This window comes from Mycobacterium sp. NGS63 (assembly GCF_059812295.1).
The window spans coordinates 41,251-64,582 of the sequence record NZ_JCALCJ010000007.1; the positions used below are offsets into that span (position 1 = coordinate 41,251).

Sequence of the window (23,332 nt, forward strand, 5' to 3'; positions counted from 1 at the left end):
GCGGGATTAGGGCCACTTCACGCCGCAGGCTTACGGGTGGCGAACTTCGTATTTTCCGAAGGAATCCCGCATGTCTTCGCGCGCACTTGTCGCACGTGGCCGCCTCGGCCACGCCACCCGCTGCCACCCCGAACAGGTACCAGACCGTCGCCGTGATCTCGCCGAAGCCAAGATCGCCGACTATGTCGAGAAGATCCTCGCCGAAGCGCCGCCGCTCAGCGATGAGCAGCGCCACCGGCTCGCCGAGCTGCTGCGCCCGGTCCGTCGCGAAATCGCCGCCGGTGGTGCTGGCCGGTGACCGCACGCACAAACGGGCCGCCACAAAATGAAGTGCCGGCCCCTGCTGGAACCGGCACCCACCACGACGGCCAAGTCGATAACGCCCACAATACCGGACCATCAAGCACCCACACCTACTTGAACGCCGTATACGGCGACCGGACCGGCCGCGTGCACATCGCTGTGGGCAGCGACCCGCACCGCACCGACACCGGCAAGTATGAGTTTGGGCACTGGTCCGAACATGACTTCGCTTGGCCCGCCGAGGCCGACCAGCTCGAAACCGAAATAACGTGCGCTGCGCACGATTCCGACGTGTACGTGTGCGTGTCGCTGATGCACGCAGACAAGCGCCACAAGGCCGCGGCCATCGCCCGCACCACGTTGCACGCCGACGTGGACGGCGGCGGGCTGGACCTCGACAAGGCCCGCCAGCTCGGCGCGTTCGTCGTCGGCTCAGGCAGCCCCGGCAACGGCCACGTGTATATACCGCTGGCCGAACCTGTCCCGGCGCACTGGCACCGGGCGTTGGAGCGTGGCCTCGTCAACTACCTCGGCGCCGACCCGGCCAAGATCAGCGCCAATGATTTGTTGCGGCCGCCGGGCACGCTCAACCACAAGCCGGCGGTCGATGGCGGTGACCCGACGCCGGTCGACTTCCTGATCGAGCCCGACGGCACCACGATGGACCCGCACACACTCGCCGGCCTGCTCGGCGTGACCCTCCCCGCGGTCGAGAACACCGCCGCGAGCGCCACCATGTCGGCGCCGGCCGACGCCGAAGTGTTCGACCTCGCCGAGTATCCGCGCATCGAGCGGGCGCTCAATCAGGTGACCTCACCGCCGGACCGCTCAGCAGACACCGCCCGCGTGGTCGGCGCCTGCTACGACTGCGGCCTGACGCTGCCCCACGCCTACTATGCCGTCAACACGCGGCCGGATCTGGCCGGGCGGCTCGCCGAACGCCGCGACGACGACGTGTTGACAGTCTGGCTCAAGATCGACACCGACCGCCGGCGTAAGCGCCGCGAGGATGACGAGTTTTTCGCCCCGTACAAGCGTGACAATGCCGCGCCGCCAACCGTTTACGGCATCGACGATGACACACCGCAGAAAGGTATACAGCTCGTGAAAGTGTCCAACGTCACCACCGAAAGACCCGAGTGGGCGTGGGAATTCGGCGGCAAGGGCCGCATCCTCAAGGCCGCGATAACCCTGTTCGGCGGAAGGCCCGGCGCCGGGAAGTCAACGTGCGCAAGGTGGTACGCCGCCGGATGGTCTCAAGGCACCTTGCCCGGCTGCTTTGAAGGGCAGCCAGTCAACGTCGCCTACATTGCCACTGAGGAGTCATGGAATTACACCGTCGCGCCGTCGCTGAAAGCCGCCGGGGCCGATATGGACCGCGTTTACTTCGTGCAGGACGGCGGCGACCCGGCCCGCATCCGGTCAATCACCGACGAAGCCGCACTCACCGAACTATTCGTCGCCAACAACATTCGCGCCGCATTTCTCGACCCGCTGATGGGAACTATCAACGGCGGCGCCGACATCAACCGTAACAACGAAGTACGCGACTATCTGGACCCGTGGGTGCGTATCGCCGAAAAAATCGACGGGCCCGTAATCGGTATCTGCCATATGACGAAAGCGCCGACAGGTGACGTTGTCGCGTCGATTACCGGGTCGTCGGCGTTCGGGGAATTAGCGCGATGCGTGTTCGGTTTCGCTATCGACCGCGAATGCGAGAACGGCACCCGCATAATGTCGCAGGCCAAAAACTCTGCCGGGTTCGAGGATTTGTCGCTGGCGTACCGGATCGGCAGCCACCGGGTCACGCTCGACGACGGCCAGACAACCGACATGGCACGGTTCGAGCTGATCGGGCCCACAGACAAGACCGTGCGCGAACTGCTGATCGCCGAACGCAGCACCCACACCGCCCGGTCGGGCACCGACGACTGCCGCAAATGGCTCAAGGGCTACCTGACGCATCACGGCCGGTCTCTCCGCGAGGACGTGGCCGCCGCCGCCACCGAATTGGACTTCAGCCTCAAGATGCTGAAAAACGCCGCGCGGAAGCTCAACGTGCAAACCGAGCGCACCCGCGAAGTCCCGTCCCGGTCGTACTGGTCGCTGCCGGGAGCCGCCGAATGAAAACCATCGGGAAACACCCAGCAACCCAGTCGGCCCCTCAGTCGGTCCCAGGCTCACGCACAGGGACCAACTGGGCCCTTGACTCAAAATCTAGGTACTTACTGCCTGTTCAACACAGTTGGGCCACTCGGTCCCTTGTGTGCGTATGGGACCAACCAAGGGACCGACTGGGACCGACTGGGACCGACTGGGACCGCCCCGCCCGACGGCCACACTCGCCCCGCCCGCACACGCCCGTCCAGCAAACAAACAACACGACGAGAGGAAATCCATGACAACGACCGACCACGCCGCCCAGGCCGCCGTATCTGTGCCTTGCCCAACCTGCAGGGCCCAGCCCGGCCAACCATGCCGCAGCGCCAAGCAGTACCACGTGCCACGCGCGCATAGAGGGCTCGCCCGCGCCCGCGTCGACCAGTTCAAGACCCACCAGCGCATCGAAAAGGCCCTTGCCCGTGTGCGGCAAGCTGCGGCCGCCGGCCGACGCCCCGACAACACCGACATCACGACCGCCTTGGGAAGCTGCGGCTGCATCGCTGAGTGCCGCGCAAACGTCCGCGCCCTGGCCGTCGAGCTGGCACCCTGGCTCACCGACAGCAAGGCCGCCTTGTGAGCGCCCCAACCCGCTGGTTCCCAATCTCCGGGTGGCCGGGGTACCAAGTCAGTGATCGCGGCGCCGTCCGCAGCCTCGACCGGCGCGACCCCCAAGGCCGCCGCCGCCGCGGAAAGCTGCTGCGCCTGACCAAGCACGGCGCCCGCGGCGGGCCCCGCTGCTACCTGTCCGACGCGCCGCGCCGGGCAACGTTCTATCCGGGTTCGTTCTTGCGCCGGCACCTACACGACGACACCGAGCAAGCATGACCCCGACCGATACCGTCGAACTCTCGCGCGCCGAACTACGCGCCGCAATTTTCGGGTTGGCGGCCGTCCAGCGGGCCCGCGCCGCCGCCGGGCACCCTGTGCCCCACGCCGTGATTTCCGCCCGGCAGCACTTGGAAACCGCCTACAGGTCCGGCCCGGTGGCGCGTGCGCGCCACGAAAACGAAGGCATTGCAGCACAATCGGGTGAGTGGATCGGATCAGCCCTTGCGGCGCGGATTCTCGGATGGTCAAAACGCACAACCCAGCGCCGCGCCGCAGACCTCGACGGCCGGCTTATCGGCGGCCGCCTGGTCTTTCCGGCCCGCGCCGTCCACGAGTATGCGAAACAGATCGGCAGACACAATGACTGAACTTCCCTTCGCGGTCGAGCAGCAGCTCGCCGACATGCCCGAAGCCGATTTCGACGCCCTCGTCGCGCGCGTACGCCCACCCGAAGAACCCGCCGACCCGAAGGCGCGAGCCGCCGCAGCACTCAGACGCCAGAGTGGCGCCAACGTGCGCGGCAAGAAAGCAAGCAAACAAGCTGCTGCGGATGCCCTCCGCCGATTCGCAGCTGGCCGCTGAGATACGAAGGGAAACAACGACATGCAATCCTGGAACAGCCCCCGCGAGAACGCGCTGTACAACGTTCGCCCCGTCCTTAAGCAGCTCGCCGACCGCAACATCGACTTGCCCGACACTGTCACCGCCGCCGCGGCCACGTTACGCAGGATCGAGACCAGCCAGCCGACCGAACCGCCCCGCACCGCGATCCGCGAGGCCATCATCGCCGGCGCCGACCAGACCCACCTCGACGCCCTGGTCCTGACCGAGCTGGGACATTCCCGTTTGGTCGCCGAACACAGGCAAGCGCTTCTCGACGCAGCGGTCGCCGTCCTCACTGCCATCCGCGGCGCGCACGACACGATTTTCGAGCAGCTCGCAGCGTTGGCGCACAAGCAAATCGAGCACCTCGAAGCTGTGGCCGAGCTGCCAACAACCGACGTGATGACGCTGGTACGCGACGGCAATCACGCCGGCGCTCGGCTCATCGCCGAAACCGACGCAGCCGCAACCGAACTCGAAGTGCTCTACGATCTGCGCGACGACTTCCTCAGCGGCGGCCTGGACAAATTGCGGCTTGGACACGTCGACTGCTCGCGCTGGTGCGATCCCGACAAGCTCGGCCGCGGCGCAACGTCGGCCGAGCGGTTCCTCGACGGACTGATCGAGCAGCAAAATCGCTTATGGTTTCCAACGCAACACGAAGCGATCGAGCAAGCTCGTCCGATATTCGAAGCCGCGCAACGCAAAGCCGACGAGCACGCCGCGATCCGGCGCGCCCAAAACGCCGCCGCACACGCATTCGCGCGCTGAAAGAGGCAGCAGCATTCATGTATGGCGACATGGTCGACGCTCGCGCTTCCTCCTTTCGCGCAAGCAATCTCGCCGACACTTGTCGCACACCAGCGCAGCGGCCCGGTCGTGCCGCGTGAACACGGCCGGGCCGCCGCTGGCCCCCTGGGGGATGCCTCCCTTAAACGGCGTTTCCGCACCCCCCGTGGCTAGGCGATCTACCCCCTGAGTTACCAGAGATTTTGAGCCTTGGAGAGCCCTTGTGACTACTAGACCCCGCGGCCTGCGCGCTTCCGGACGCCGGCTTTGGGATGCGGTGACCGGCGATTTCGACCTGGATGCGCCCGAGCTGGCGCTGCTCGAAGAAGCCTGCAAAACCCGCGATTTCATCGCCGAATTGCGGGCCAAAGTCGCCCAAACCGGAGCTCTAATCGACTCAAACCAGGGCCCGCGGGTGAACCCGGCGGCCGTCGAAGCCCGCCAGCAGTCGCTGGCCTTGGCGAAGCTGGTTGGCGCGCTAGGGCTGCCGAAGGGTGCCCTCGACGACCTCGACGAAGGAAAGTAAGCCGTGGGTTACAGGCCGAAGAAGCGCCGCCCGGCCGCCGTGCAGGCTAAGCCGGTCGCCGAGATGCCGCACAACTTGGCGGTATTCGACGCCGCGGATTGGTTGCCGCCGGATGCGCCGCCCGAACCCGCCGACGGCTACGACTGGGCGGCCTGGGACGCTTTCGACGCCGCCCACCAAGCCGCCTATACGCGGTGGAATCGGGCCCGCGCCGACTGGTTCGCCAAGTACGAGCTGCCGCCGCTAGAGGCCGCGATAGCGACGCCCGATGAACCGTTCGCGGCACCGCCGCGGAAGGTCGACGAGCGAGACCTCGCTGTGCTTGAGCCGCGACCGGCGGCGGGGCGGGCGTCGCCGCTGGCGCGGCTGGGCCGGGCTCCGTCAGGGCTGCCGCCGGTGGTGCGCAACACGACTCGGCGCGATCGGTTCCGCGCGAAAATCCGGCGCGGCGAGCCGCCGTGCCACCTGTGCGGCAAGCCGATCGACTACGAGGCCGATCACCTCGACCCTCGGTCGTTCACGATCGACCACGTTGTGCCGTTGGCCGCGGGCGGCGAGGACAACCTCGGCAATCTGGCGGCATGCCATCGCGGCTGCAATATGAGCAAGGGGGATGGCACGGTGCGGCGGCCGCCGGCCGGGCCGACGGGTTGCCTGCCGGGCTCGTGCGACAAGCACCGTGGCGTGCATCATCCGCGGCCGGGTGTGGCGTTTGAAACGGCGCGGCGTTGGACCCTGGATGCTGCCGGGCGTTCAGCTCGCCGTCGCACCCGGCGGCCAGTGGGCGGGTCGTATCGGCCTGATGCCCGTTGACCAGCGCCGACTCGCCCACCGGCGGGGTCGCCGCCGGTGGCGCGGAGCACGACTCGGCGCGATAGGTTCCGCGCGAAGATTTCGCCGCGGCGAGCCGCCCTGCCATTTGTGCGGTGAGCCGATCGACGGTGCTAGAAGATCGACACCCGTCCTAACGGCCGCCGGGTGCGTGGCGCCGGTTGGGCGGGGGTGCGACAAGCGTGATCACATGAAGCGACCGCGGCGCCTGAAAGCCGCTACGTCCTCGCGCGAAAGCGCGAACCACTCGCCGCGCGTGTGTTTGCCCTCCCTCTTGAACCGCTCTTTCCAGTAGGTCTCAATCCCGTCAGGATCGTCGGTCTCCAAGGCATGGATTACGTTAGGTTCCTCGGGCAGCAGAAGCCCTAGTTCGTAGTTGCGCTTCCCCACGTGCTTCGTTTTGCCGACCTTGTAGTACTTGGTCGTCCCCATCCGCTGGAGGTAGACGTATCCGGTCACGATGGGTGGTGGGGGACGCACCGAAATGTCCTGATTCTCTCCACCATTGGCGCTCGTAACCGGCTCGGGGAGCAGGTCCAGCAAATCGGCGTATTCCGGGTCTGACTCGGCGAGTTCTCGCAGCTTGGAGCTCAAAACGCCGCTTCGTTGCCCGCCTAATGACCGCAGTGTGGTCCGGGTCGGCAGGGTTGGGTCTGAGCGGCGAGCGACGCGCACCTCCTCTTCGACGGGGATCCTGCCGAAGCGACGCACCATCACCGCCACTTGCTTGAGCGCTTCATTTGGGTCAGTTCGCTGATTGACAGGATTCGGCTCGAACCCTGCGTCGCGTAGGGCGTCGCTCCATCGCGCCCAGTACACGCCTTGCCATGCTCGCCGCGTGATGCCGGTCAGCGTCTCGAATCGCATCCGGCCGACTGGTTTACCGCCATCGTGCGCGGTTGCCTGTTGAATCGCGGCGATGATTTGCTCGCGGGTATAGCCGGTCATCTACGCATCATCGCGCATGACCGCGGAGCGGTATCAGCAGTTCAGCCGATCCCGGCCCGGCTGTTTGGTGAGTTCCCGCTCCGCCCGGCCTCAGAGCCGGGCTACCAAACCCCACCCGAGTACGAGGCCGCCCTCACCGGCACTCAACAACAGCGAGCCAGCCCCACCCTCGGCCCAAAACTTGGGGTAGTCCATCAGCCGCCGCTCCGACGAACAGCTCGCACGACCACGCCAACGAGCCCAACTATCGTCACGACGACACTGGCCAACCACACCAGGAACATCACGAAGCCAACGACGTTGAGCAAGACCGCCCCTGATCCTCCCCCAGCAGCGGCGCTGAAGGCGAGCTGCATGACGACAAACGCCACGATGGCGGTGACTGGGCCGGCGGCCGCCATGATGACGAAGGGTCGCAGGGACTTCGATGGCCGCCGCTGCGGGGCGATCTGATCGGTCCACTTACTGCCGTCGAAATACCGCTGGGCGTCACCGCCGCCGGGGTCTGGATACCAACCGGGCGCCGTCATGCTGTTCCCCGCATGGTTCGTAGCGTAGAACGCCGGGTCCAGCGCCAGGGGTCTGTCCTTAAGAATCGAAAGACCCCCCGGTTCCGCGGGCCGGGGGGTCTTCCTTAACGCTTGTGGCTTAAGCAGCCGGAGGCAGACGCTTTTCCAAAGCCGCCAGCGTGAGCACGATGCCGCGAACGATGTCGTTCGGCTCGTCCCCCTGCTCCCGGATGGAATGGGTCAGCGGTGACTCATCGGGATCGACGAAGACGAAGATCTCGTCTATCGCTTTTCTCCGGGCTGCTTTGGCCGCTTCCTTGATGTAAGCAACAAACGGGTGTTCCATTTGAAGCCCTCCTTTCGATCTGTTTAGTGGGTTGACAGCTAACACTGTCCGGTCAAGCGTAAACCGCAATGCAACCAAATCTGAAGCTTGTAGTTCCGCTGCTCAAGCTAAGAAACTACTAAAATCCCAGGCGGCAGGCGTTTGACCGTCGTCGACCGTGGCAAATGTTGCACAAGTGCACAACGAAGTGTGATCTACGTCTCAATCCGTAGACAGTATGAGCATTCCCTCAAAACGCTCCGCCCGGTCACGCGCCCCTCTACTATGCGGTGCAGACCTTTTGGTCTGGTTAGTGGTTGGAAGGCCCCTCGGATCCGCGTCCGGGGGGCTTTCTTCTCGCGCCACTAGAGTGTTCTCCACACATTCGCTACCACCACCTGCTCAAGACCTTCTACAACCGGGTGGGCGGATGGCACGATCGCCAGGAGCCCGACGGGACCGTGGTGTGGACGTCCCCGTCGGGCCATGAGTACACCACCAAACCCGGTGGGACGCTGCTCTTTCCGGCGCTGGCCGTCCCGACCGGGACGCTGGTGCTGCCCACGGACATGCCGCCGCCGGGAGAAAACCGCGGACTCATGATGCCCACCCGCAAGCAAAGCCGCGCCCAGGAACACGCCGCCCGCGTCAGGTGGGAACGCGCCGTCAACGAAGCCCGCCTCGCCGCCAAGGCCGCACGGCGCGCCGAACGCATCGCCGCCCGCGACGAGCCGCCGCCCTTCTAGCCTGGACGAGAGCGCATCAGCCGGACTGGGAGCGTCAGTGATCACTTTGGACCGTTTGGTCAACGTGTTGGGTGGTTACGGGGTCCGTTTGCGCTGGTCGTCGCTGCCCAGGTCGACCGAACTGCGCAGCGTGGTGATCCGCGAACCCGAGGCCCCCGTGCTGGGCGATGTGCTGCTGGCGATCGGCGCGCGGTCACTCGACGAAGCGGTGCGATGGGCGGCCTCGGCGCGTGCGGTCGTGCTGGTGATGCGCGACGGCGAGGAGCCGATCACGTTCGACGGCGACAGCGAGCCCGGCGCGGTGCTGGTCATCGACGGCTCGGTGTCGTGGAGCGAGGTGGCCGCGGTGATCTACGGGCTGGTGCTGGAGGGCCGCGAGACGGAATCCGGGCGGGGACCCACCGACCTGTTCGCGCTCGCCGACAGCCTCGCGGAGTCGATCGGCGGCGCGGTGACGATCCAGGACCGCCTGCTGCGGGTGCTGGCCTATTCGCGCCTGCAGCAGCACGCCGACCCGGCGTGGGCGGCCACCATCATGGACCGCCAGACGCCTGAGCAGCTGCGCGCTCTGTTGGAGGCCCGGGGCGTGCTGGAGCACCTGGCGGCGTCCGACGATCCCCTGTTCGTCGGCGAGGACGCCGCGTCCGGCCTGACCGGGCGCATGGTCGTGGCGGTGCGCTCGGGGCGACAGCTCATGGGCTCGTTGTGGGTGGCGTGTTCGGCGCCGCTGGACGACGCCGCCCGCGCCGCCCTGGCCGATGGCGCGCACACGGTGGCCCTGCATCTGCTGCGGTCCCAGGCGAGCGCGGACCTGGAGCGGCAGGTCGAATCCGACCTGGTCATCAGGTTGCTGGAGGGCGCCGCCGACGCCGCCACGCTGGCCAGCAGGCTGGGCCTGCCGCACGGCCGGCTGCGGGTGATCGCGCTGCAAGCCTTCATCGGCGCCGACCGCGACGCCGCCCTGCTGCTGGCCTTCGACCGCGCCACCACCGGATTCGGCTGGTCGCGGCCGGGCCGCAGCGCGCTGGCGGGTAACACCGTCTACACCGTCCTGCCCGGCGAGCAGCCCGAGGCTGGGCGGCGCTGGGTCGCGGACCTGCGGGCGGCCCTTCCCGAACGGGTGACGGTGCTGGCCGGCATCAGCGGGGCCGCCGACCTCGTCGACCTCGCCGCCGCACGGCGGGAGGCCGACGAGTGCCTGGCGCTCGACGAGGCGTCGCCCGACACCACGCCGCCGGCCTACGACGAGTCGTGGGACGACATCCTGCTGCAGCGGCTGCGCACCGCCGCGCGCGCCGGCCGCTCCCCGACCCGTGGACCGGTGGCCGAGCTGCGCCGCCACGACCACGCCAACGCGACCGACTACCTGGCGACGCTGCGGGCCTGGCTGGAGGCTCAGGGCGACCCGGTCGCGGCGGGCGAGCGGCTCGGCGTGCACGAAAACACCGTGCGTTACCGGCTGCGCAAGATGGCCGAGATCACCGCCCTGCCACTGGACGACGCCCGCAAGCGGTTGGCCATGATGATCGAACTCGCCGCTCTCGACTACTAGCCCGCTGTCGAAACACCACAAAGCGCCGCGGTCCCGTTGTCCCGCCGGGCCAACCCCCGCGGCGGCCAGCCGCGCGACCATGGGGTGACAACGTAGCGAGCACAGGAATGTCCGATGACCACCCCACGTCCCGACCTTGGGCGGCTGTTCGGTCGTAGCCCGCTGATCCGCGGCAGTGACCGCATGGAGGCGCTGATTTTGGCGTTGGCCGTCGCGGTGTCGCTGCTGACCGTGCCGATCGCCGCGGCCGTGGGCACCGCGACCTACGATGCGCGCAGCCGCCTCTACGCCGAGCAGGCCCAGTCTCGCAGCACGGCCATCGCCACGGTCATCGGCGCTGACGGGCGCGAAAACCCGGAAAGCCCAACGGTTATGGTGCCGGCGCGCTGGTTCGCCGCCGGGGCCCTACACAGCGGCGACGTCCTCGCCAAGCGGCCCGTCAAGATCGGCGACGAGGTCGAGATCTGGGTGGACGAGGAGGGTGCCGCGATCGGCCGTCCGGCGATGACCGCGCTCGACGAGGCGGTGTCGTCCGCGATGGCGATCTGGTGTGCCGTGACGTTGTCCGCGGTGGCGGTGTACGCCGGTGCGCGGATCGCCCTGGACCGGCGGCGCGACTCCCAATGGCAACAGGACTTCGACCGGCTCGTCGGGCTGCCCTGAGAGGCACCTGAGAGGCCTTGTCGAGTCCGGACAACGGGCCCCCGCGCGGTTGTCCGGTTTCGGCAAACCCCACGGTGCCGGCGCGCACCACCATGGGAAGTACCAATCGAAAGTACGGAGGTGTGTGATGGGCGGACCCGAGTCGGTGATCGTCGTCGGCGCCGGCATCGTCGGGCTGTCGACTGCGTGGTTCCTGCAGGAGCACGGAGTCGACGTGACGGTGGTGGACCGCAGTGGCATGGCCGCCGGCGCGTCGTGGGCCAACGCCGGATGGATCGCCCCGGGACTGATCTTCCCGACGGCCGGCGACCGGGCCACCGTGGCACTCAACGAGGAATGCCTGCAGGCGTCGGACGTGCTGGTCGCCAACGGGATCGACGCGCCGGTGACCGACGCGCCGATCACCGCGGTGTTTCGCGACGCCGACCAGGCGCAGCGCATGCTGGGCAGGCTGAACGAGCTCCAAAGCGCCGGGCAGACACTGTATGTCACCGCCCTCGCGGGCGACGCGCTGCGCGAGCAGGTGCCGCTGGCATCGCCGGCGGTCACCGCCGGGCTCAGCATCAACGGCCAGCGCTTCGTCGAACCGCGACGATTTGTGGAAGCCCTGGGCCGCTCGGTGCTGCAACGCGGGGCGACGATGCACCGGCTGGAGATCCGCGAGGTCCTCAGTTCGGACTACGGCGTCGCGCTGTACCCGCACCGCGGCAGGCGGTTGACCGCCGACGCCGCGGTGATCGCCACCGGGGCAAGGCTTTCGGGCTTGGTAAGCCGTTGGCTTCGGGTGCCGCTGGAGGTCGGTCGCGGCTATTCGTTCACCGTGCCCGTGGACCGCCCGGTGCCGGGTCCGATCTACCTGCCGGATGCGGGCGTGGCCTGCACGCCCTACCGGGGCGCGTTACGGGTTTCGGGCGCTCTGGAATTCGGCCGGCCGAACGGTCCGCGGGCACGCAAACGGGCGAATGACATTGCCGCCGCGGCAAGTTCGCTGTTGGACGGGGCGCGCTGGGACGTGCGCACCAACCTGTGGGTCGGTGCGTGCACGGCGGCTCTCGACGGCCGCCCCGTGATCGGCGAGGCCGCCCCCGGCATCTATGTGGCCGGCGCACACGGCATGTGGGGATTGGCGCACGGCCCGGTGACCGGTCTGCTGTTGGCCGAGCAGATCACCACCGGCAAACAACCCCAGGCTTTGGCCGAGTTCGACCCGCTGCGCCGCATGCTTGCCCGTCACGGGCCACCTCTACTCACCGCGAAAGGACGCTGACGACAATGACTAACCGACTCGCTAAGCCGGGCATGGTGCTGACCATCCGCTACGACGCCACCGGTGAAACCGAAACGTTTCTGCTCGGCCGGCGCAACTCCGAAGGCGCCGACGTCAAGGTCTATTCGATGGCGTCGCCGCTGGGCCGATCGATCGCCGGGGCGCGTCCCGGCGAACAACGCATCTACGCCATACCCAATGAGACCGGCCAACTCGTGACGCTGCTGAAGGCGGTGCCCTACCGGCACCGAGACGCCGCGCCGGCCGCCTGACCACCACTACCGATGCGAGAGGAACCGACATGAGAAGCAGGCAACGCACCTGGATTTCGCCGCAAGCCTACGTGCGGCTGCAACGCGAACTGGCCACCCTGCGGGAAGCGCGCGACGCCCGCTCCACGGACGACAGCAACGCCGCCGTCGCGCGCGCCTGGCAGACCCGCATGCGACGGATCCATGAACTTCTCGTGGATGCCGACGTCGGCGCGGATCCCCCCGACGACGGAATCGCCGAACCCGGCATGGTTTTGACGGTCCGATACGACGACACCGGCGACGAGGAGACGTTCCTGCTGGGTGTGCGCGACGCGGAATACGGCGACCTGGAGGTCTACTCGATTCAGTCGCCGTTGGGGGCGGCCATCGCGGGGGCACGCCCCGGCGAGCGACGCACGTATGCGTTGCCCAACGGCGCCACGCTGGCCGTCACGCTGCTCAAGGCCGTGCCCTATAGCAAGCACGCGGCCGGGGTGCACGGCGCGCGGCGGCAGACGATAAACAAGGTGATCGCATGACGTTTGACGTGATTGAGCCGGTGGCGGCGATATTGTTGCTGATGGCGTTGTACTTCCTGGCCAGGGCCGCCGCGCACGGACGCATGTAGCCGGCGATAAAGAGCCGCCACTGCGACTTCAGGTCTAGGCTTTCAGCAATTCTGCTCGAGATGTCGTCGAGAGGTTGGCTCGGCCATGACGGTGTTCATCAGCTATTCCAGCCGCGACCGGGAGGCGGTCAACAGTCTGGTCCAGGATCTGCACGACGCCGACGAGCAGGTGTGGATGGATCAGCGCCTTGCGGGCGGTGACACCTGGTGGCGGGCCATCCTCGCCCAGATTCGCGACTGCGACGTGTTCGTCTTCGCGATGTCGCAGAACTCCATCGAGTCCAAGCCGTGTCAGGCCGAGCTGCAGTACGGGCAGGCGCTCGGCCTGCCCATCCTGCCGGTGCAGGTCGGCCCGGTCGACAGCATGCAGATGAATCCGCTCGCAACGGTGCAGGCGATCGACTACCGCCACCCCACACCCGGCACCGCCATGCGGCTGAGCGCCGCGATGCATCGCGAACGGGAACGGCGCCGCCCGCTACCCACACCGCTGCCCGATGAGCCACCGGTGCCGTTCGAATACCTCATCCGGCTCTACACCACCATCGCCGGACCCAATCAGCTCAGTCCGCGCGAGCAGGCCGCCCTGGTGGCCCAATTGCAGGTGGGCCTGCGCGAAGACGGCGAACACGATACGGCCCGCCAAGACATCGTGACGCTGCTGACCAAGCTCCGAGACCGGGAAGACGTCACTTACCGGACGCGGACGGATGTCGAGGCCCTCCTCGCGGCCATCGAGGCGGAGCCGCGCCCCCAGCCCCTTGTCGCGACCGGTGCCGGCGCGCAGTCCGTCGTGACGCAGCCGCCGGCCCGCGCCGAGCGGCCCCCCGCGAAAGGCGCGGCCGCGCGAGATCCCCTCAGCGCCAAGGGGAAACCGCGCGGCAAAGTCGCCTGGGTGGGCGGCCTCGTGCTCGTCGCCGGGGCGATCACTGCCGCCGCGCTGTTTCTCACCGTCGGCCGGCACCCCGCGCCGACGACCCCGAAGGCGCCGATGGGCTCCCAGCGCGCAACATCTGCGCCGGCCACGGCATCCGGGCCGGAGGTGGTGATCCAGAACAAACACGTCACGGTCCCGGCCAAAGTGCGGCCGGGCGCCTTGATCACCGTGATCAACAGGGATTCCGACTTCTATGACATCGCCGCCGACCAGGCCAGCTCCTTCGGCTTGCCGATGTTCCAGTGGTACGTGCAAGGCAACTCGCAAAGCGTCATGGACGCACCCGGCCAGCCCGGCAATTACCCATTCCACGACGCGCGGAACCCGTCGCTGCGCGGCGTCCTGGTCGTCGAGCCGTAGCAGCTCAGAACGGCCAGGCGCTCGCGTTGGTCTTGTACTTGGCGGTGAGCGGGGCGCAGAAGTCGTCGGCGGTGCCGGCGAGCAGGATGTAGTAGGCCTCGCCGCCGCCGCGCCGGCTCTCGAACGAATTCGGCGTCGTCCACCCGCTGTTGCACATCGCGGTGTCCGACCCCGAGGTGGGCCTGCGCCAGTTCGTCTTGGCGCAGGTGGCCAGGGCGTCGACGTTTCCGGTGGCGCTCTTGGCGGCGACGAGCATCGCACCGCCCCATCGGCCGTCGTTGCGCCGGTAGGCGCGCGCGCCGAATCCCGCTCCCGATCCTGAACCGTTGGTCTGGCACGCCAGCGCCCGGCGCAGCAGCCCGAACGGCGCCGCGAGCTGAGGGTTGGCGACGGCCGCTGCGGCGGTGATGAATTGGGCCGCGTCCGAGCCGTCGACCTCCTGGACATTCGGGTTGCCGAGGCTGGTCAGCTGCTGGGCGATTCCGGCATTGCTGCCACCGCCGATGATCGGCCCGCCGCCGCTGGACGTCATCGGCGGCAGCGCGGCGTCGGCGGCCGCCGTGGGCATCGCCAGGAGTTGACCGAGCGAAAGCGCACCCACCGCGGCGATCGAAGCGATCCGAACCATAGCCTTCGAGATAGCCACCTACAGCCCCAGGTCCTTGGCGATGATGGTTTTCATGATCTCGTTGGTCCCGCCGTAGATCGTCTGGATTCGGGCGTCGACGAAGGCGCGGGACACGCTGTACTCCCGCATGTACCCGTAGCCACCGTGCAGCTGCAGGCAGCGGTCGGCGGCGCGCACCTGCAGATCGGTGGTCCACCACTTCAGCTTCGCGGCGCGCGCGGCCGTCAGCGAACCCCTGAGGTGCTCGGCGAGGCAGTCGTCGAGGTAGGTGCGGGCGATATCGAGCTCCGTGGCCAACTCGGCGAGCACGAATTGACTGTTCTGAAAGCTTCCGATCGGGGCGCCGAAAGCCTTGCGCTGCTCCACGTATCGCAGCGTCTCGGCGAAAATGCCCTCGGCGGCGGCCACCGCGCCCACCCCCAGCGCGAGGCGCTCCTGCGGCAGGTTGCGCATCAGCTGATAAAACCCGTCGCCCTCCCGCCCGAGCAGGTTGTGCGCCGGCACCCGCATGTCGGTGAAGGTGAGTTCGCTGGTGTCCTGGGCGTGCAGGCCGATCTTGTCCAGGTTGCGGCCGCGGTGCCAACCCGGGGTGTCGGCGTCGGCCACCAGCAGCGACAGGCCCTTGTGCCGATCCGGCGACGTGCGCACCGCGATCACGAACAGGTCCCCGCTCTGCCCGTTGGAGATGAACGTCTTGGCGCCGTTGACGACGTAGTGGTCGCCGTCCCGCACCGCGGTGGTGCGGATGCCGGCCAGGTCGCTGCCGGTGCCGGGCTCGGTCATCGCGATGCCGAGCACCGTCTCGCCGGTCACCACCCCGGGCAGCCACCGTCGCTGCTGCTCGGGCGTGGTCAGGTCGGTGAGATAGGGCAGCACCACGTCGTTTTGCAGGGTGAAGGCGATGGCCTCCGCGGCCGCGCCCGCGCGCTGCAGCTCGTCGATCACGATCGCGTTGTAGCGAAAGTCGTCGACCCCGGGGCCGCCGAGGTGTGCCGGCACCGAAAAGCCCAGCAGCCCAAGCCTTCCCGCCTCGAGGAACAGCGAACGGTCCCACTGACCGCGCCGCTCCCAGTCCTCGTGCGCGGGCACCACGGTCCGCTGCACGAAATCCCGTACCAGCTCGCGGAACTGGTGATGCTCTGGGGCGTAGGACAGGCCGCTCATCAGCGGAAGGCGTCGCTACCGGTGAACGCCTGGCCCAGGACGAGCTGGTGCATCTCCGGCGTGCCCTCGTAGGTCAGCACCGATTCGAGGTTGACCATGTGCCGGATGACGGGGTATTCCAGCGATATCCCGTTGCCGCCCAGAATCGTTCGGGCTGTCCGGCAGATCTTGATCGCCTCGCGGGTGTTGTTGAGCTTGCCGAAGCTGACCTGTTCGGGGCGCAGCCCGGGGCCGTCCTTGAGGCGGCCGAGGTGCAGCGAGAGCAGCTGGCCCTTGTGCAGCTCGACCGCCATGTCGACGAGTTTGGCCTGCGTCAGCTGGAATCCGGCGATCGGGCGGCCGAACTGGGTGCGCTGGGTGGCGTAGTCGAGCGCGGCCTGCCAGGCCGAGCGCGCCGCCCCCATCGACCCCCAGATGATCCCGTAGCGCGCTTCCGACAGGCACGACAGCGGGCCGCGCAGGCCCGTCGCCCCGGGCAGCATCGCGTCGGCGGGCAGCCGCACGTCGTCGAGCACCAGCTCGCTGGTGATCGACGCCCGCAGCGACAGCTTGTGGTGGATGGTGTTGGCGGCGAAGCCCGGGGTCCTGGCCGGTACCACGAAGCCGCGAATCCCGTCGTCGGTGGCGGCCCACACGATCGCCACGTCGGCGACCGAGCCGTTGGTGATCCACAGCTTGCGCCCGTTGACCACCCAGTCCGAACCGTCCCGTCGCGCACGGGTTTTCATCGCGGCCGGGTCGCTGCCGACGTCGGGTTCGGTCAGCCCGAAGCAGCCCAGCAGCTCGCCGGCGGCCATGCCGGGCAGCCACTGCTGCTTCTGCTCCTCCGAGCCGAACTTCCAGATCGCGAACATCGCCAGCGACCCCTGCACCGAGACCATCGACCGGATGCCGGAGTCGGCGGCCTCCAGCTCGGTGCAGGCCAGGCCGTAGTGCACCGCCGAAGCGCCGCCACAGCCGTAGCCGTGCAGATGCATGCCCAGCAGGCCGAGCTCGCCGAACCCCTTGGCGAGCTCGCGCACCGGCAGGTCGCCGATCTCGAACCACTCGGCGACGTGGGGCAGCACGTGCTCGGCGCAGAACTTGCGCACGGTGTCGCGCACCGCGAGCTCGTCGCCGGACAGGGAGGCGTCCAGGCCCAGGGGGTCGTCGCGGTCGAAGGCGGGGGGCGCGTCGGTGCTCATGGGAATCAGCCTGCCACTAACCGCGGTAGTCTCGCGCCATGCTTAGGCTCCCGCGGCCGGCCTGGCTCGGTCTCGACGTCGTCGGCGTGCTGGTGTTCTGCGCCCTCGGGCGCCGCAGCCACGACGAAGGCCTCAGCGTCGGCGGCGTCGCGACCACGGCGTGGCCGTTTCTCACCGGGACCGTCGTCGGATGGCTGGCCTCGCGCGGCTGGCGCCGGCCCACCGCGCTGGCCCCCACCGGGCTGATCGTGTGGCTGTGCACCGTGGTCGTCGGCATGGCGTTGCGCAAGGCCATCTCGGCGGGCGTGGCGGCGAGCTTCGTCGTGGTGGCCGCGTCGGTCACCGCGGTCCTGTTGCTCGGGTGGCGGGCGCTCGCGGGGCTGGCCCTGCGTCGCCGCGTCGGCGGCTGACGCGCGATGACCGACAACGGATGGGATCCCGCCAGCGGCGCCGGGGTCAACGCGGCGTTCGGCGCGGTCGTGCGGGCGGTGGCCACCAACAAGGGGCTGCTGGACGACCCCTTCGCCGAGCCGCTGGTCCGCGCCGTCGGGGCGGACTACTTCGTCCGCGTCATCGGCGACGACGTCTTCTCCGACGACGGCGGCGCGGACCCGGTCATGTCCGGGCTCATCGACATCCTCGCGGCGTACACCCGATACGCGGACGAGTTTCTCGCCGACGCGGGCAGGGCCGGCATCCGCCAGGTGGTGATCCTGGGGTCGGGCCTGGACACGCGCCCGTACCGACTGTGGTGGCCGCGCGGCACCACCGTGTACGAGGTCGACCGGCCGCAGTTGCTCGACTTCAAGTCCGAACTGCTGCGCGGGCTGGGCGCCGAGTTGACCGCCAACCGGTGCGCGGTGGGCGCCGACCTGCGGCTGGACTGGCTGGACGCCCTGCGCCGGGTCGGCTTCGACGCCGCGCAGCCGACGGTATGGGTCGCCGAGCAGCTGCTCGTCGGCTACCTGCCGCCCGACGCCCAGAACCGCCTGCTGCAGGAGGTCACGGCGTCCAGCGCCGCCGGCAGCCGGTTCGCCGCAGACCACATGCCCACCTGGACCCCGATGCACGTCGAGGCGGGCCGGGCGTTCGTCGACGGGTGGCGGCACCAGGGCCTGGACATCGACCTGGCCCGCCTGATGCATCCGGGCGAATACCGCTACGTGCCCGAGCATCTGGCGTCCCACGGCTGGCGGACGGCCGAGCGCAACGTCGTGGATTTGCTCACCGTGATGGGATTGCCGGAACTGTGGCGGGGCGGCCCTGACGACCTGGCCGTCGTCCCCGGCTTCGTGACCGCGTCGCGAACGTAATGGAATGACCAGGGCCGGCAGGCGTTAGATCGTTACGTGGCCCCCACAACCCGGCTCGACTTCGTGTCGGCCACCCACGACGACCCGCTGGCGCAGCCGCTGCTGGCCGAGTTGGCCGTCGAGTACGCGCAGCGCTACGGCGGCACGCCGGACACGCACCTGACCTGGCTGCCCGTGCCGGCGGCCGAGCTGGCGCGGCCGGACGGGGGCCTGCTCATCGGGGTGGTGGACGGCGCGCCGGTCACCGGCGGCGCGTTCCGGCGCTACGACGCCCGCACCGCCGAGCTCAAACGGATCTGGACCGACAGCGCGCACCGGCGCCGCGGCTACGCGCGGGCGCTGCTGGTGGCGCTGGAGGAGGAGGCCGCCGCGCGCGGCTATCGGCGCCTGTACCTGATCACCGGCAACCGCCAGCCCGAGGCCGAGGCGCTCTACGACGCGACCGGCTACACCCGCATCCCCGCCGACCCGCTGCCGGATTGGGGGCCGTTCCGTCCGATCGCCTTCGAAAAGTGGCTGGCATGATCCTGGGCTTGGCGCTGGACGGATACGGCTGGCATCCGCAGGCATGGCGCAGCACCCTGGCCCCGGATCCGGGCGCACCGTCGGTGCTCGACGGCCGGTACTGGGCATCCCTGGCGGCCGACGCCGAGCGCGGGCTGCTGGACTTCCTCACCATCGACGACACCCTGATGCCGCAGATCGGGCGCAGCTCCCGGATTCATCCGGACCGGCTCACCGGCCGCGCCGACGCCGTCCTGGTCGCCGCCCGCATCGCCCCCGCGACGCAACACATCGGGCTGATCCCGGTGGCCACCGTCACCCACACCGAGCCGTTCCACATCTCCAAATCCATTGCCACCCTTGACTACGTCTCGCACGGGCGGGCGGGGTGGCAGCCCCGGGTCAGTTCCACCACGCACGAGGCCGCCCTGTTCGGCCGACGCGACCCGTCGCAAATCCCCCTCTTCGACGAGGCCGTCGAATACGTCGACGTGGTGCGCCGGCTGTGGGACAGCTGGGAGGACGACGCGATCATCCGCGACGCGGGCACCGGGCGCTACGTCGACGTCGACAAGCTGCACTACGTCGACTTCACCGGGAAATACTTTTCCGTCAAGGGGCCTTCGATCACGCCGCGACCGCCGCAGGGCCAGCCGGTGGTGGCCGCGCTGGCACACGCCGGCCCCGCCTACGAGTTCGCCGCGGCCGCCGCCGACGTCGTCTTCATCACGCCCACCTTCGGCGGCGCGTCGGTCCCGGCCATCCTCGACGAGGTGCGCGCGGCCGGCGGTGGCCACCTGAAAGTCCTTGCCGACGTGGTGGTTTCGTTCCACGGCGAGGGCGACTTCCGTTCCGACACCCTCGTCTTCGCCGGCCGCGCAACAGAATTGGTGGACCTGCTGCTGGGCTGGCAGGAGCTGGGCATCGACGGCGCGCGCCTGCGGCCGGCCGTCAACGCCACCGACCTGCCGGTGATCGTCGACGAGGTGGTGCCGCTGCTGCAGCGGGCCGGGCGGTTCCGCGACTCCTACCGGCCGGGCGAGACCCTGCGCGCCCGGCTCGGCCTGCCCGTGGCGCCCAACCGCTACGCCGCGGTGAACCGATGAGCCCGGTGCCGCTGTCGGTCCTCGACCTCGCCCCGATCAGCGCCGGCGGCGACGCGGCGACGGCGCTGCGCAACACCATCGAGCTGGCCCAGCACGCCGAGCGGTGGGGCTATCGCCGGTTCTGGATCGCCGAACACCACTTCGTGGCCGTCGCCAGCGCGGCACCGGCGGTGTTGATCGGCCAGATCGCGGCCGCCACCAACACGATTCGCGTCGGTTCGGCGGCCGTGCAGCTCAGCCACACCACGGCCGCAGCGGTGGTCGAAAGCTTCGGCATGCTCGACGCGTTCTACCCGGGCCGCATCGACCTCGGCGTCGGCCGCTCCGGGCAGCGGCGCATCACCAAGCCGCGGTCACGCAAGCCCCGGCCGCCCGAACCCCCGCGGGAATGGCGGGAGGTCGACGGCGTGGTGATCCCGCCGCCGTTCGACCTGCGCGCGCTGCTGGGCAGCGGCCGGGTGCGGGCGACCATGGCTATCCTGCAGCAGCCCGAGGCCGTCGCGCCCGACTTCGCCGAGCAGCTCGGCGACATCCTGGCGATGCTGGCCGGCACCTACGAGGTCGACGGGTTCGACGTGCACGCGGTGCCCGGCGAGGGCGCCGCGCTGACGCCGTGGATCTTCGGCAGCAGCAAGGGACGCAGCGCCCGGGAGGCCGGCGCGCGGGGGCTGCCGTTCGTGGCCAGCTACCACCTCACCCCGGCGACCGCGCTGGAGGCCATCGACGCCTACCGGGACGCCTTCGTCCCGTCGGAAGCACTGCCGCGGCCCTACGTCGTGGTGTCGGCCGACATCGTCGTCGCCGACGACACCGCCACCGCCAAGCACCTGGCGTCCAGCTACGGCCACTGGGTGTATTCGATCCGCGCCGGCGGCGGCGCCGTCCCCTATCCCGACCCCGACGGGTGCGTCCCGCTGACCGACGAGCAGCTTGCGGTCGTGATCGACCGGGTGGCAACGCAATTCGTCGGCGACCCGTGCGAGGTGGCCGGCCGGCTGGAAGCGCTGCAGCGCGCCACCGGCGCCGACGAGCTCGTCATCACCTCCGTCACCCATCGCCACGAGGACCGGCTGCGCTCGCACGAACTGATCGCCAAACGATGGCTGGGCGGATGAGCGTGCGGGAGGGCAAGCAGCGCAAGCCGATTCATCTGGCCGCGCACTTCCCGGGCGTCAACAACACCACGGTGTGGACCGACCCCGACGCGGGCAGCCAGATCGAGTTCGAGTCGTTCGTGCATCTGGCGCGCACCGCCGAACGGGGGCTGTTCGACTTCTTCTTCCTCGCCGAGGGCCTGCGCCTGCGCGAGCACCGCGGCCGCATCTACGACCTCGACGTGGTCGGCCGCCCGGACACGTTCACCGTGCTGGCGGCGCTGGCGGGCGTCACCGACCGGATCGGGGTGACCGGCACCATCAACACCACGTTCAACGAACCCTTCGAGGTGGCAAGGCAATTCGCGTCGCTCGACCACCTGTCGGGCGGCCGCGCCGGCTGGAACATGGTGACGTCGTCGGACGCCTTCACCGGCGCGAACTTCCGCCGCGGCGGCTTCCTCGACCACGCCGACCGGTACGCGCGGGCCGAGGAGTTCCTCGCCGTGGCGCGGCAATTCTGGGACAGCTGGGAGGCTGGCGCCGTGCTGGCCGACGTCGCAGCCGGCGTCTACGCCGATCCCGATCGGATCCGCAGCGTCGCCCACCGCGGCCCGCAGTTCGACGTGCGCGGGTTCGCGACGCTGCCCGCGGGCCCGCAGGGCCATCCGATCCTGCTGCAGGCCGGCGACTCCGACGACGGCCGGGCGTTCGGCGCCCACCACGCCGACGCCATGTTCACCCTGCATTCCTCGCTCGAGGACGGCCGGCGCTACTACGCCGACGTCAAGGGCCGCGCCGCGTCGTACGGCCGAGACCCCAACCGGCTCAAGGTCTTTCCGGCGGCGACATACGTCATCGGCGACACCGACGCCGAGGCGCAGGACAAGGCGCGGCACATCCGCTACCAACAGGTCAGCGGCGCGACGGCGATCGCGATGCTCGAGCAGGTGTGGGGCCGCGACCTGTCGGGCTACGACCCGGACGGCCCGCTGCCCGACGTCGACCCGACCGGCGACAGCCTGACCCAGGGCCGCGTGCGGCACGTCGACCCGCTGGCGGTCGCGCGGCAATACCGCGAACTCGCCGCGGCGGAGAACCTGTCCATCCGCGAACTGGTCATCGCCGTCACCAGCCGCCAGCAGTTCGTCGGCACGCCGGCACACATCGCCGACGAGATCGACACCTACGTCCAGGCCGACGCCTGCGACGGGTTCATCCTGGTGCCGCACCTGACGCCGCGCGGCCTGGACGAGTTCGTCGAGAAGGTGGTGCCGCTGCTGCAGGAGCGCGGCGCGTTTCGCACCGAATACGCCGGGGAGACGCTGCGGGAGCATCTGGGGCTCAGCGGGCCAGCGCGGTAGCCGCCTCCGTCGCCTCGCGGATTGGCCCCCGCCACACGTCGCCGTGGCCGGGCAGCAGCACGTCGGTGTCCAGCAGCGCCAGCGCGTCCAGGCTGCGCAGGCAGTCCTGTTGGCTGTGGCTGAACACCGCGGGCAGCAGCTGCGGCCCGCGATGACGCAGCAGCGGGTGCCCGGTGATCAGCGCGTCGCCGCTGGCCAGCACGCCGTCGACCACATACGAGCAGTGCCCGCTGGTGTGCCCGGGCGAGAACACGGCCGTGGGGTGGCCCGGCAGCCCGGCGGCCACGTCGGCGGTCAGCGGCAGCGCCGACGGGATGCCGTCGCGGATCAGGCCGCCGCTGCGCACCACGTGCAGGCCCCACGCCGCCCACCGCGGCCGCCAAATGCGCAGTGCCACATCGAAAACCGAGACCTGCTCCAGGTACTCCCGCTTGGCGTGGCCCACCTCGTCGGCGTGGCAGTACACCGGGGTGGCGTGCTCGCGGGAAAACCAGATCGCCGAGCCCAGGTGGTCGACGTGCGCGTGCGTCAGCACGATGGCGCGCACGTCGCCCGCCTCGTAGCCCAGCTGCCGCAGCGAGGCCAGGACGTCGTCACGGTCCCCGGGATAGCCGGCATCGATCAACATGACGCCGGTGCCGTCGACGACCAGCGTCCAGTTGACGGCCTCGCCCCGGGCGAGGTACACGGTGTCGGTGACCTGATCGAGGGTCGGTGCCATGCCCGCGAGTCTAGGAGCG

The 23,332-nt window shown here is 69.2% G+C and carries 28 protein-coding genes and 1 pseudogene; 22 read left to right on the top strand and 7 right to left on the bottom strand.

Annotated features, from left to right (window positions below; all coding sequences use genetic code 11):
- Window positions 1–70: 70 nt before the first annotated feature.
- From AC5Y4Z_RS18585 to AC5Y4Z_RS18625, 9 genes are all read left to right on the top strand, one after another.
- Window positions 71–298: a hypothetical protein gene (locus AC5Y4Z_RS18585; RefSeq protein ID WP_499966024.1), complete on the top strand. Its 228-nt coding sequence runs from the start codon at window positions 71–73 to the stop codon at window positions 296–298.
- Window positions 299–417: 119 nt separating this feature from the next.
- A complete protein-coding gene (locus AC5Y4Z_RS18590) occupies window positions 418–2,433 on the top strand; it encodes an AAA family ATPase (protein ID WP_499966025.1) in 2,016 nt (671 codons plus the stop codon).
- Between the two features lie 373 nt (window positions 2,434–2,806).
- Window positions 2,807–3,046, top strand: coding sequence for a hypothetical protein (locus AC5Y4Z_RS18595; protein ID WP_499966026.1), 240 nt, complete (start codon window positions 2,807–2,809; stop codon window positions 3,044–3,046).
- On the top strand, window positions 3,043–3,294 hold the full coding sequence (locus AC5Y4Z_RS18600) for an NUMOD4 domain-containing protein (RefSeq protein ID WP_499966028.1): 252 nt from the start codon (window positions 3,043–3,045) through the stop codon (window positions 3,292–3,294). Before AC5Y4Z_RS18595 ends, AC5Y4Z_RS18600 begins: the two co-directional genes overlap by 4 nt.
- The gene (locus AC5Y4Z_RS18605; RefSeq protein ID WP_499966030.1) at window positions 3,291–3,665 is read left to right on the top strand and encodes a hypothetical protein; all 375 of its coding nucleotides are present in this window, start codon (window positions 3,291–3,293) and stop codon (window positions 3,663–3,665) included. Before AC5Y4Z_RS18600 ends, AC5Y4Z_RS18605 begins: the two co-directional genes overlap by 4 nt.
- The gene (locus AC5Y4Z_RS18610) at window positions 3,658–3,879 is read left to right on the top strand and encodes a hypothetical protein (protein ID WP_499966031.1); all 222 of its coding nucleotides are present in this window, start codon (window positions 3,658–3,660) and stop codon (window positions 3,877–3,879) included. The genes AC5Y4Z_RS18605 and AC5Y4Z_RS18610 overlap by 8 nt, the downstream gene beginning before the upstream one ends.
- A gap of 21 nt (window positions 3,880–3,900) precedes the next feature.
- The gene (locus AC5Y4Z_RS18615) at window positions 3,901–4,671 is read left to right on the top strand and encodes a hypothetical protein (RefSeq protein ID WP_499966032.1); all 771 of its coding nucleotides are present in this window, start codon (window positions 3,901–3,903) and stop codon (window positions 4,669–4,671) included.
- A gap of 295 nt (window positions 4,672–4,966) precedes the next feature.
- Window positions 4,967–5,215 (top strand): hypothetical protein, encoded by a 249-nt coding sequence (locus AC5Y4Z_RS18620; protein WP_499966034.1) that lies wholly within the window; start codon window positions 4,967–4,969, stop codon window positions 5,213–5,215.
- Window positions 5,216–5,290: 75 nt separating this feature from the next.
- Window positions 5,291–6,028, top strand: coding sequence for an HNH endonuclease (locus AC5Y4Z_RS18625; protein ID WP_499966035.1), 738 nt, complete (start codon window positions 5,291–5,293; stop codon window positions 6,026–6,028).
- 204 nt (window positions 6,029–6,232) lie between these two features.
- Here the strand turns inward: AC5Y4Z_RS18625 and AC5Y4Z_RS18630 are convergent, their stop codons facing one another.
- From AC5Y4Z_RS18630 to AC5Y4Z_RS18640, 3 genes are all read right to left on the bottom strand, one after another.
- Entirely contained in the window at window positions 6,233–6,994 is a 762-nt protein-coding gene (locus AC5Y4Z_RS18630; RefSeq protein ID WP_499966036.1) for a GIY-YIG nuclease family protein, read from the bottom strand.
- 194 nt (window positions 6,995–7,188) lie between these two features.
- Window positions 7,189–7,524 (bottom strand): DUF2510 domain-containing protein, encoded by a 336-nt coding sequence (locus AC5Y4Z_RS18635; RefSeq protein WP_499966038.1) that lies wholly within the window; start codon window positions 7,522–7,524, stop codon window positions 7,189–7,191.
- Between the two features lie 118 nt (window positions 7,525–7,642).
- A complete protein-coding gene (locus tag AC5Y4Z_RS18640) occupies window positions 7,643–7,849 on the bottom strand; it encodes a hypothetical protein (protein ID WP_499966039.1) in 207 nt (68 codons plus the stop codon).
- Window positions 7,850–8,250: 401 nt separating this feature from the next.
- Between AC5Y4Z_RS18640 and AC5Y4Z_RS18645 the strand changes: the two genes are divergently transcribed.
- The 7 genes and pseudogenes from AC5Y4Z_RS18645 (at window position 8,251) to AC5Y4Z_RS18675 (ending at window position 14,235) form a co-directional block, all read left to right on the top strand.
- Complete coding sequence (locus AC5Y4Z_RS18645) at window positions 8,251–8,574, top strand: hypothetical protein (protein ID WP_499966041.1); 324 nt, start codon at window positions 8,251–8,253, stop codon at window positions 8,572–8,574.
- 37 nt (window positions 8,575–8,611) lie between these two features.
- Window positions 8,612–10,126, top strand: a complete 1,515-nt coding sequence (locus AC5Y4Z_RS18650) for a PucR family transcriptional regulator (RefSeq protein WP_499966042.1) — start codon at window positions 8,612–8,614, stop codon at window positions 10,124–10,126.
- Between the two features lie 114 nt (window positions 10,127–10,240).
- Complete coding sequence (locus AC5Y4Z_RS18655) at window positions 10,241–10,789, top strand: Rv1733c family protein (RefSeq protein WP_499966043.1); 549 nt, start codon at window positions 10,241–10,243, stop codon at window positions 10,787–10,789.
- 127 nt (window positions 10,790–10,916) lie between these two features.
- Window positions 10,917–12,056 (top strand): NAD(P)/FAD-dependent oxidoreductase, encoded by a 1,140-nt coding sequence (locus tag AC5Y4Z_RS18660; RefSeq protein ID WP_499966044.1) that lies wholly within the window; start codon window positions 10,917–10,919, stop codon window positions 12,054–12,056.
- Window positions 12,057–12,073: 17 nt separating this feature from the next.
- A pseudogene (locus AC5Y4Z_RS18665) lies at window positions 12,074–12,328 on the top strand (GreA/GreB family elongation factor); the annotation flags it as partial.
- 29 nt (window positions 12,329–12,357) lie between these two features.
- Window positions 12,358–12,849 (top strand): GreA/GreB family elongation factor, encoded by a 492-nt coding sequence (locus tag AC5Y4Z_RS18670; protein ID WP_499966046.1) that lies wholly within the window; start codon window positions 12,358–12,360, stop codon window positions 12,847–12,849.
- Between the two features lie 174 nt (window positions 12,850–13,023).
- A complete protein-coding gene (locus AC5Y4Z_RS18675; protein ID WP_499966047.1) occupies window positions 13,024–14,235 on the top strand; it encodes a TIR domain-containing protein in 1,212 nt (403 codons plus the stop codon).
- A 4-nt stretch (window positions 14,236–14,239) separates the two neighbouring features.
- Here AC5Y4Z_RS18675 and AC5Y4Z_RS18680 read toward each other — a convergent pair whose 3' ends face one another.
- From AC5Y4Z_RS18680 to AC5Y4Z_RS18690, 3 genes are read right to left on the bottom strand one after another with little or no spacing between them, the layout of a single operon-like run.
- Window positions 14,240–14,863 carry a hypothetical protein gene (locus tag AC5Y4Z_RS18680; protein ID WP_499966049.1) on the bottom strand — a complete coding sequence of 208 codons (624 nt, stop codon included), beginning with the start codon at window positions 14,861–14,863 and terminating at the stop codon, window positions 14,240–14,242.
- A gap of 18 nt (window positions 14,864–14,881) precedes the next feature.
- Entirely contained in the window at window positions 14,882–16,027 is a 1,146-nt protein-coding gene (locus AC5Y4Z_RS18685) for an acyl-CoA dehydrogenase family protein (protein ID WP_499966050.1), read from the bottom strand.
- A complete protein-coding gene (locus tag AC5Y4Z_RS18690) occupies window positions 16,027–17,211 on the bottom strand; it encodes an acyl-CoA dehydrogenase (RefSeq protein ID WP_499966051.1) in 1,185 nt (394 codons plus the stop codon). Before AC5Y4Z_RS18690 ends, AC5Y4Z_RS18685 begins: the two co-directional genes overlap by 1 nt.
- 38 nt (window positions 17,212–17,249) lie before the next feature.
- On the opposite strand from AC5Y4Z_RS18690, the gene AC5Y4Z_RS18695 reads away from it, so the two are divergent.
- The 6 genes from AC5Y4Z_RS18695 to AC5Y4Z_RS18720 are packed head-to-tail and all read left to right on the top strand — an operon-like array spanning window position 17,250 to window position 22,592.
- On the top strand, window positions 17,250–17,621 hold the full coding sequence (locus AC5Y4Z_RS18695) for a DUF3054 domain-containing protein (protein ID WP_499966053.1): 372 nt from the start codon (window positions 17,250–17,252) through the stop codon (window positions 17,619–17,621).
- A gap of 6 nt (window positions 17,622–17,627) precedes the next feature.
- Entirely contained in the window at window positions 17,628–18,524 is an 897-nt protein-coding gene (locus AC5Y4Z_RS18700) for a class I SAM-dependent methyltransferase (RefSeq protein ID WP_499966056.1), read from the top strand.
- Window positions 18,525–18,560: 36 nt separating this feature from the next.
- The gene (locus AC5Y4Z_RS18705) at window positions 18,561–19,049 is read left to right on the top strand and encodes a GNAT family N-acetyltransferase (protein WP_499966058.1); all 489 of its coding nucleotides are present in this window, start codon (window positions 18,561–18,563) and stop codon (window positions 19,047–19,049) included.
- Window positions 19,046–20,134 (top strand): LLM class flavin-dependent oxidoreductase, encoded by a 1,089-nt coding sequence (locus tag AC5Y4Z_RS18710; RefSeq protein WP_499966059.1) that lies wholly within the window; start codon window positions 19,046–19,048, stop codon window positions 20,132–20,134. Before AC5Y4Z_RS18705 ends, AC5Y4Z_RS18710 begins: the two co-directional genes overlap by 4 nt.
- Complete coding sequence (locus AC5Y4Z_RS18715) at window positions 20,131–21,249, top strand: LLM class flavin-dependent oxidoreductase (RefSeq protein WP_499966061.1); 1,119 nt, start codon at window positions 20,131–20,133, stop codon at window positions 21,247–21,249. The genes AC5Y4Z_RS18710 and AC5Y4Z_RS18715 overlap by 4 nt, the downstream gene beginning before the upstream one ends.
- The gene (locus tag AC5Y4Z_RS18720; protein ID WP_499966062.1) at window positions 21,246–22,592 is read left to right on the top strand and encodes an NtaA/DmoA family FMN-dependent monooxygenase; all 1,347 of its coding nucleotides are present in this window, start codon (window positions 21,246–21,248) and stop codon (window positions 22,590–22,592) included. Before AC5Y4Z_RS18715 ends, AC5Y4Z_RS18720 begins: the two co-directional genes overlap by 4 nt.
- On the opposite strand, the gene AC5Y4Z_RS18725 is transcribed toward AC5Y4Z_RS18720, so the two are convergent.
- The gene (locus tag AC5Y4Z_RS18725; RefSeq protein ID WP_499966063.1) at window positions 22,573–23,313 is read right to left on the bottom strand and encodes an MBL fold metallo-hydrolase; all 741 of its coding nucleotides are present in this window, start codon (window positions 23,311–23,313) and stop codon (window positions 22,573–22,575) included. The genes AC5Y4Z_RS18720 and AC5Y4Z_RS18725 overlap by 20 nt on opposite strands.
- Between the last annotated feature and the right edge of the window lie 19 nt (window positions 23,314–23,332).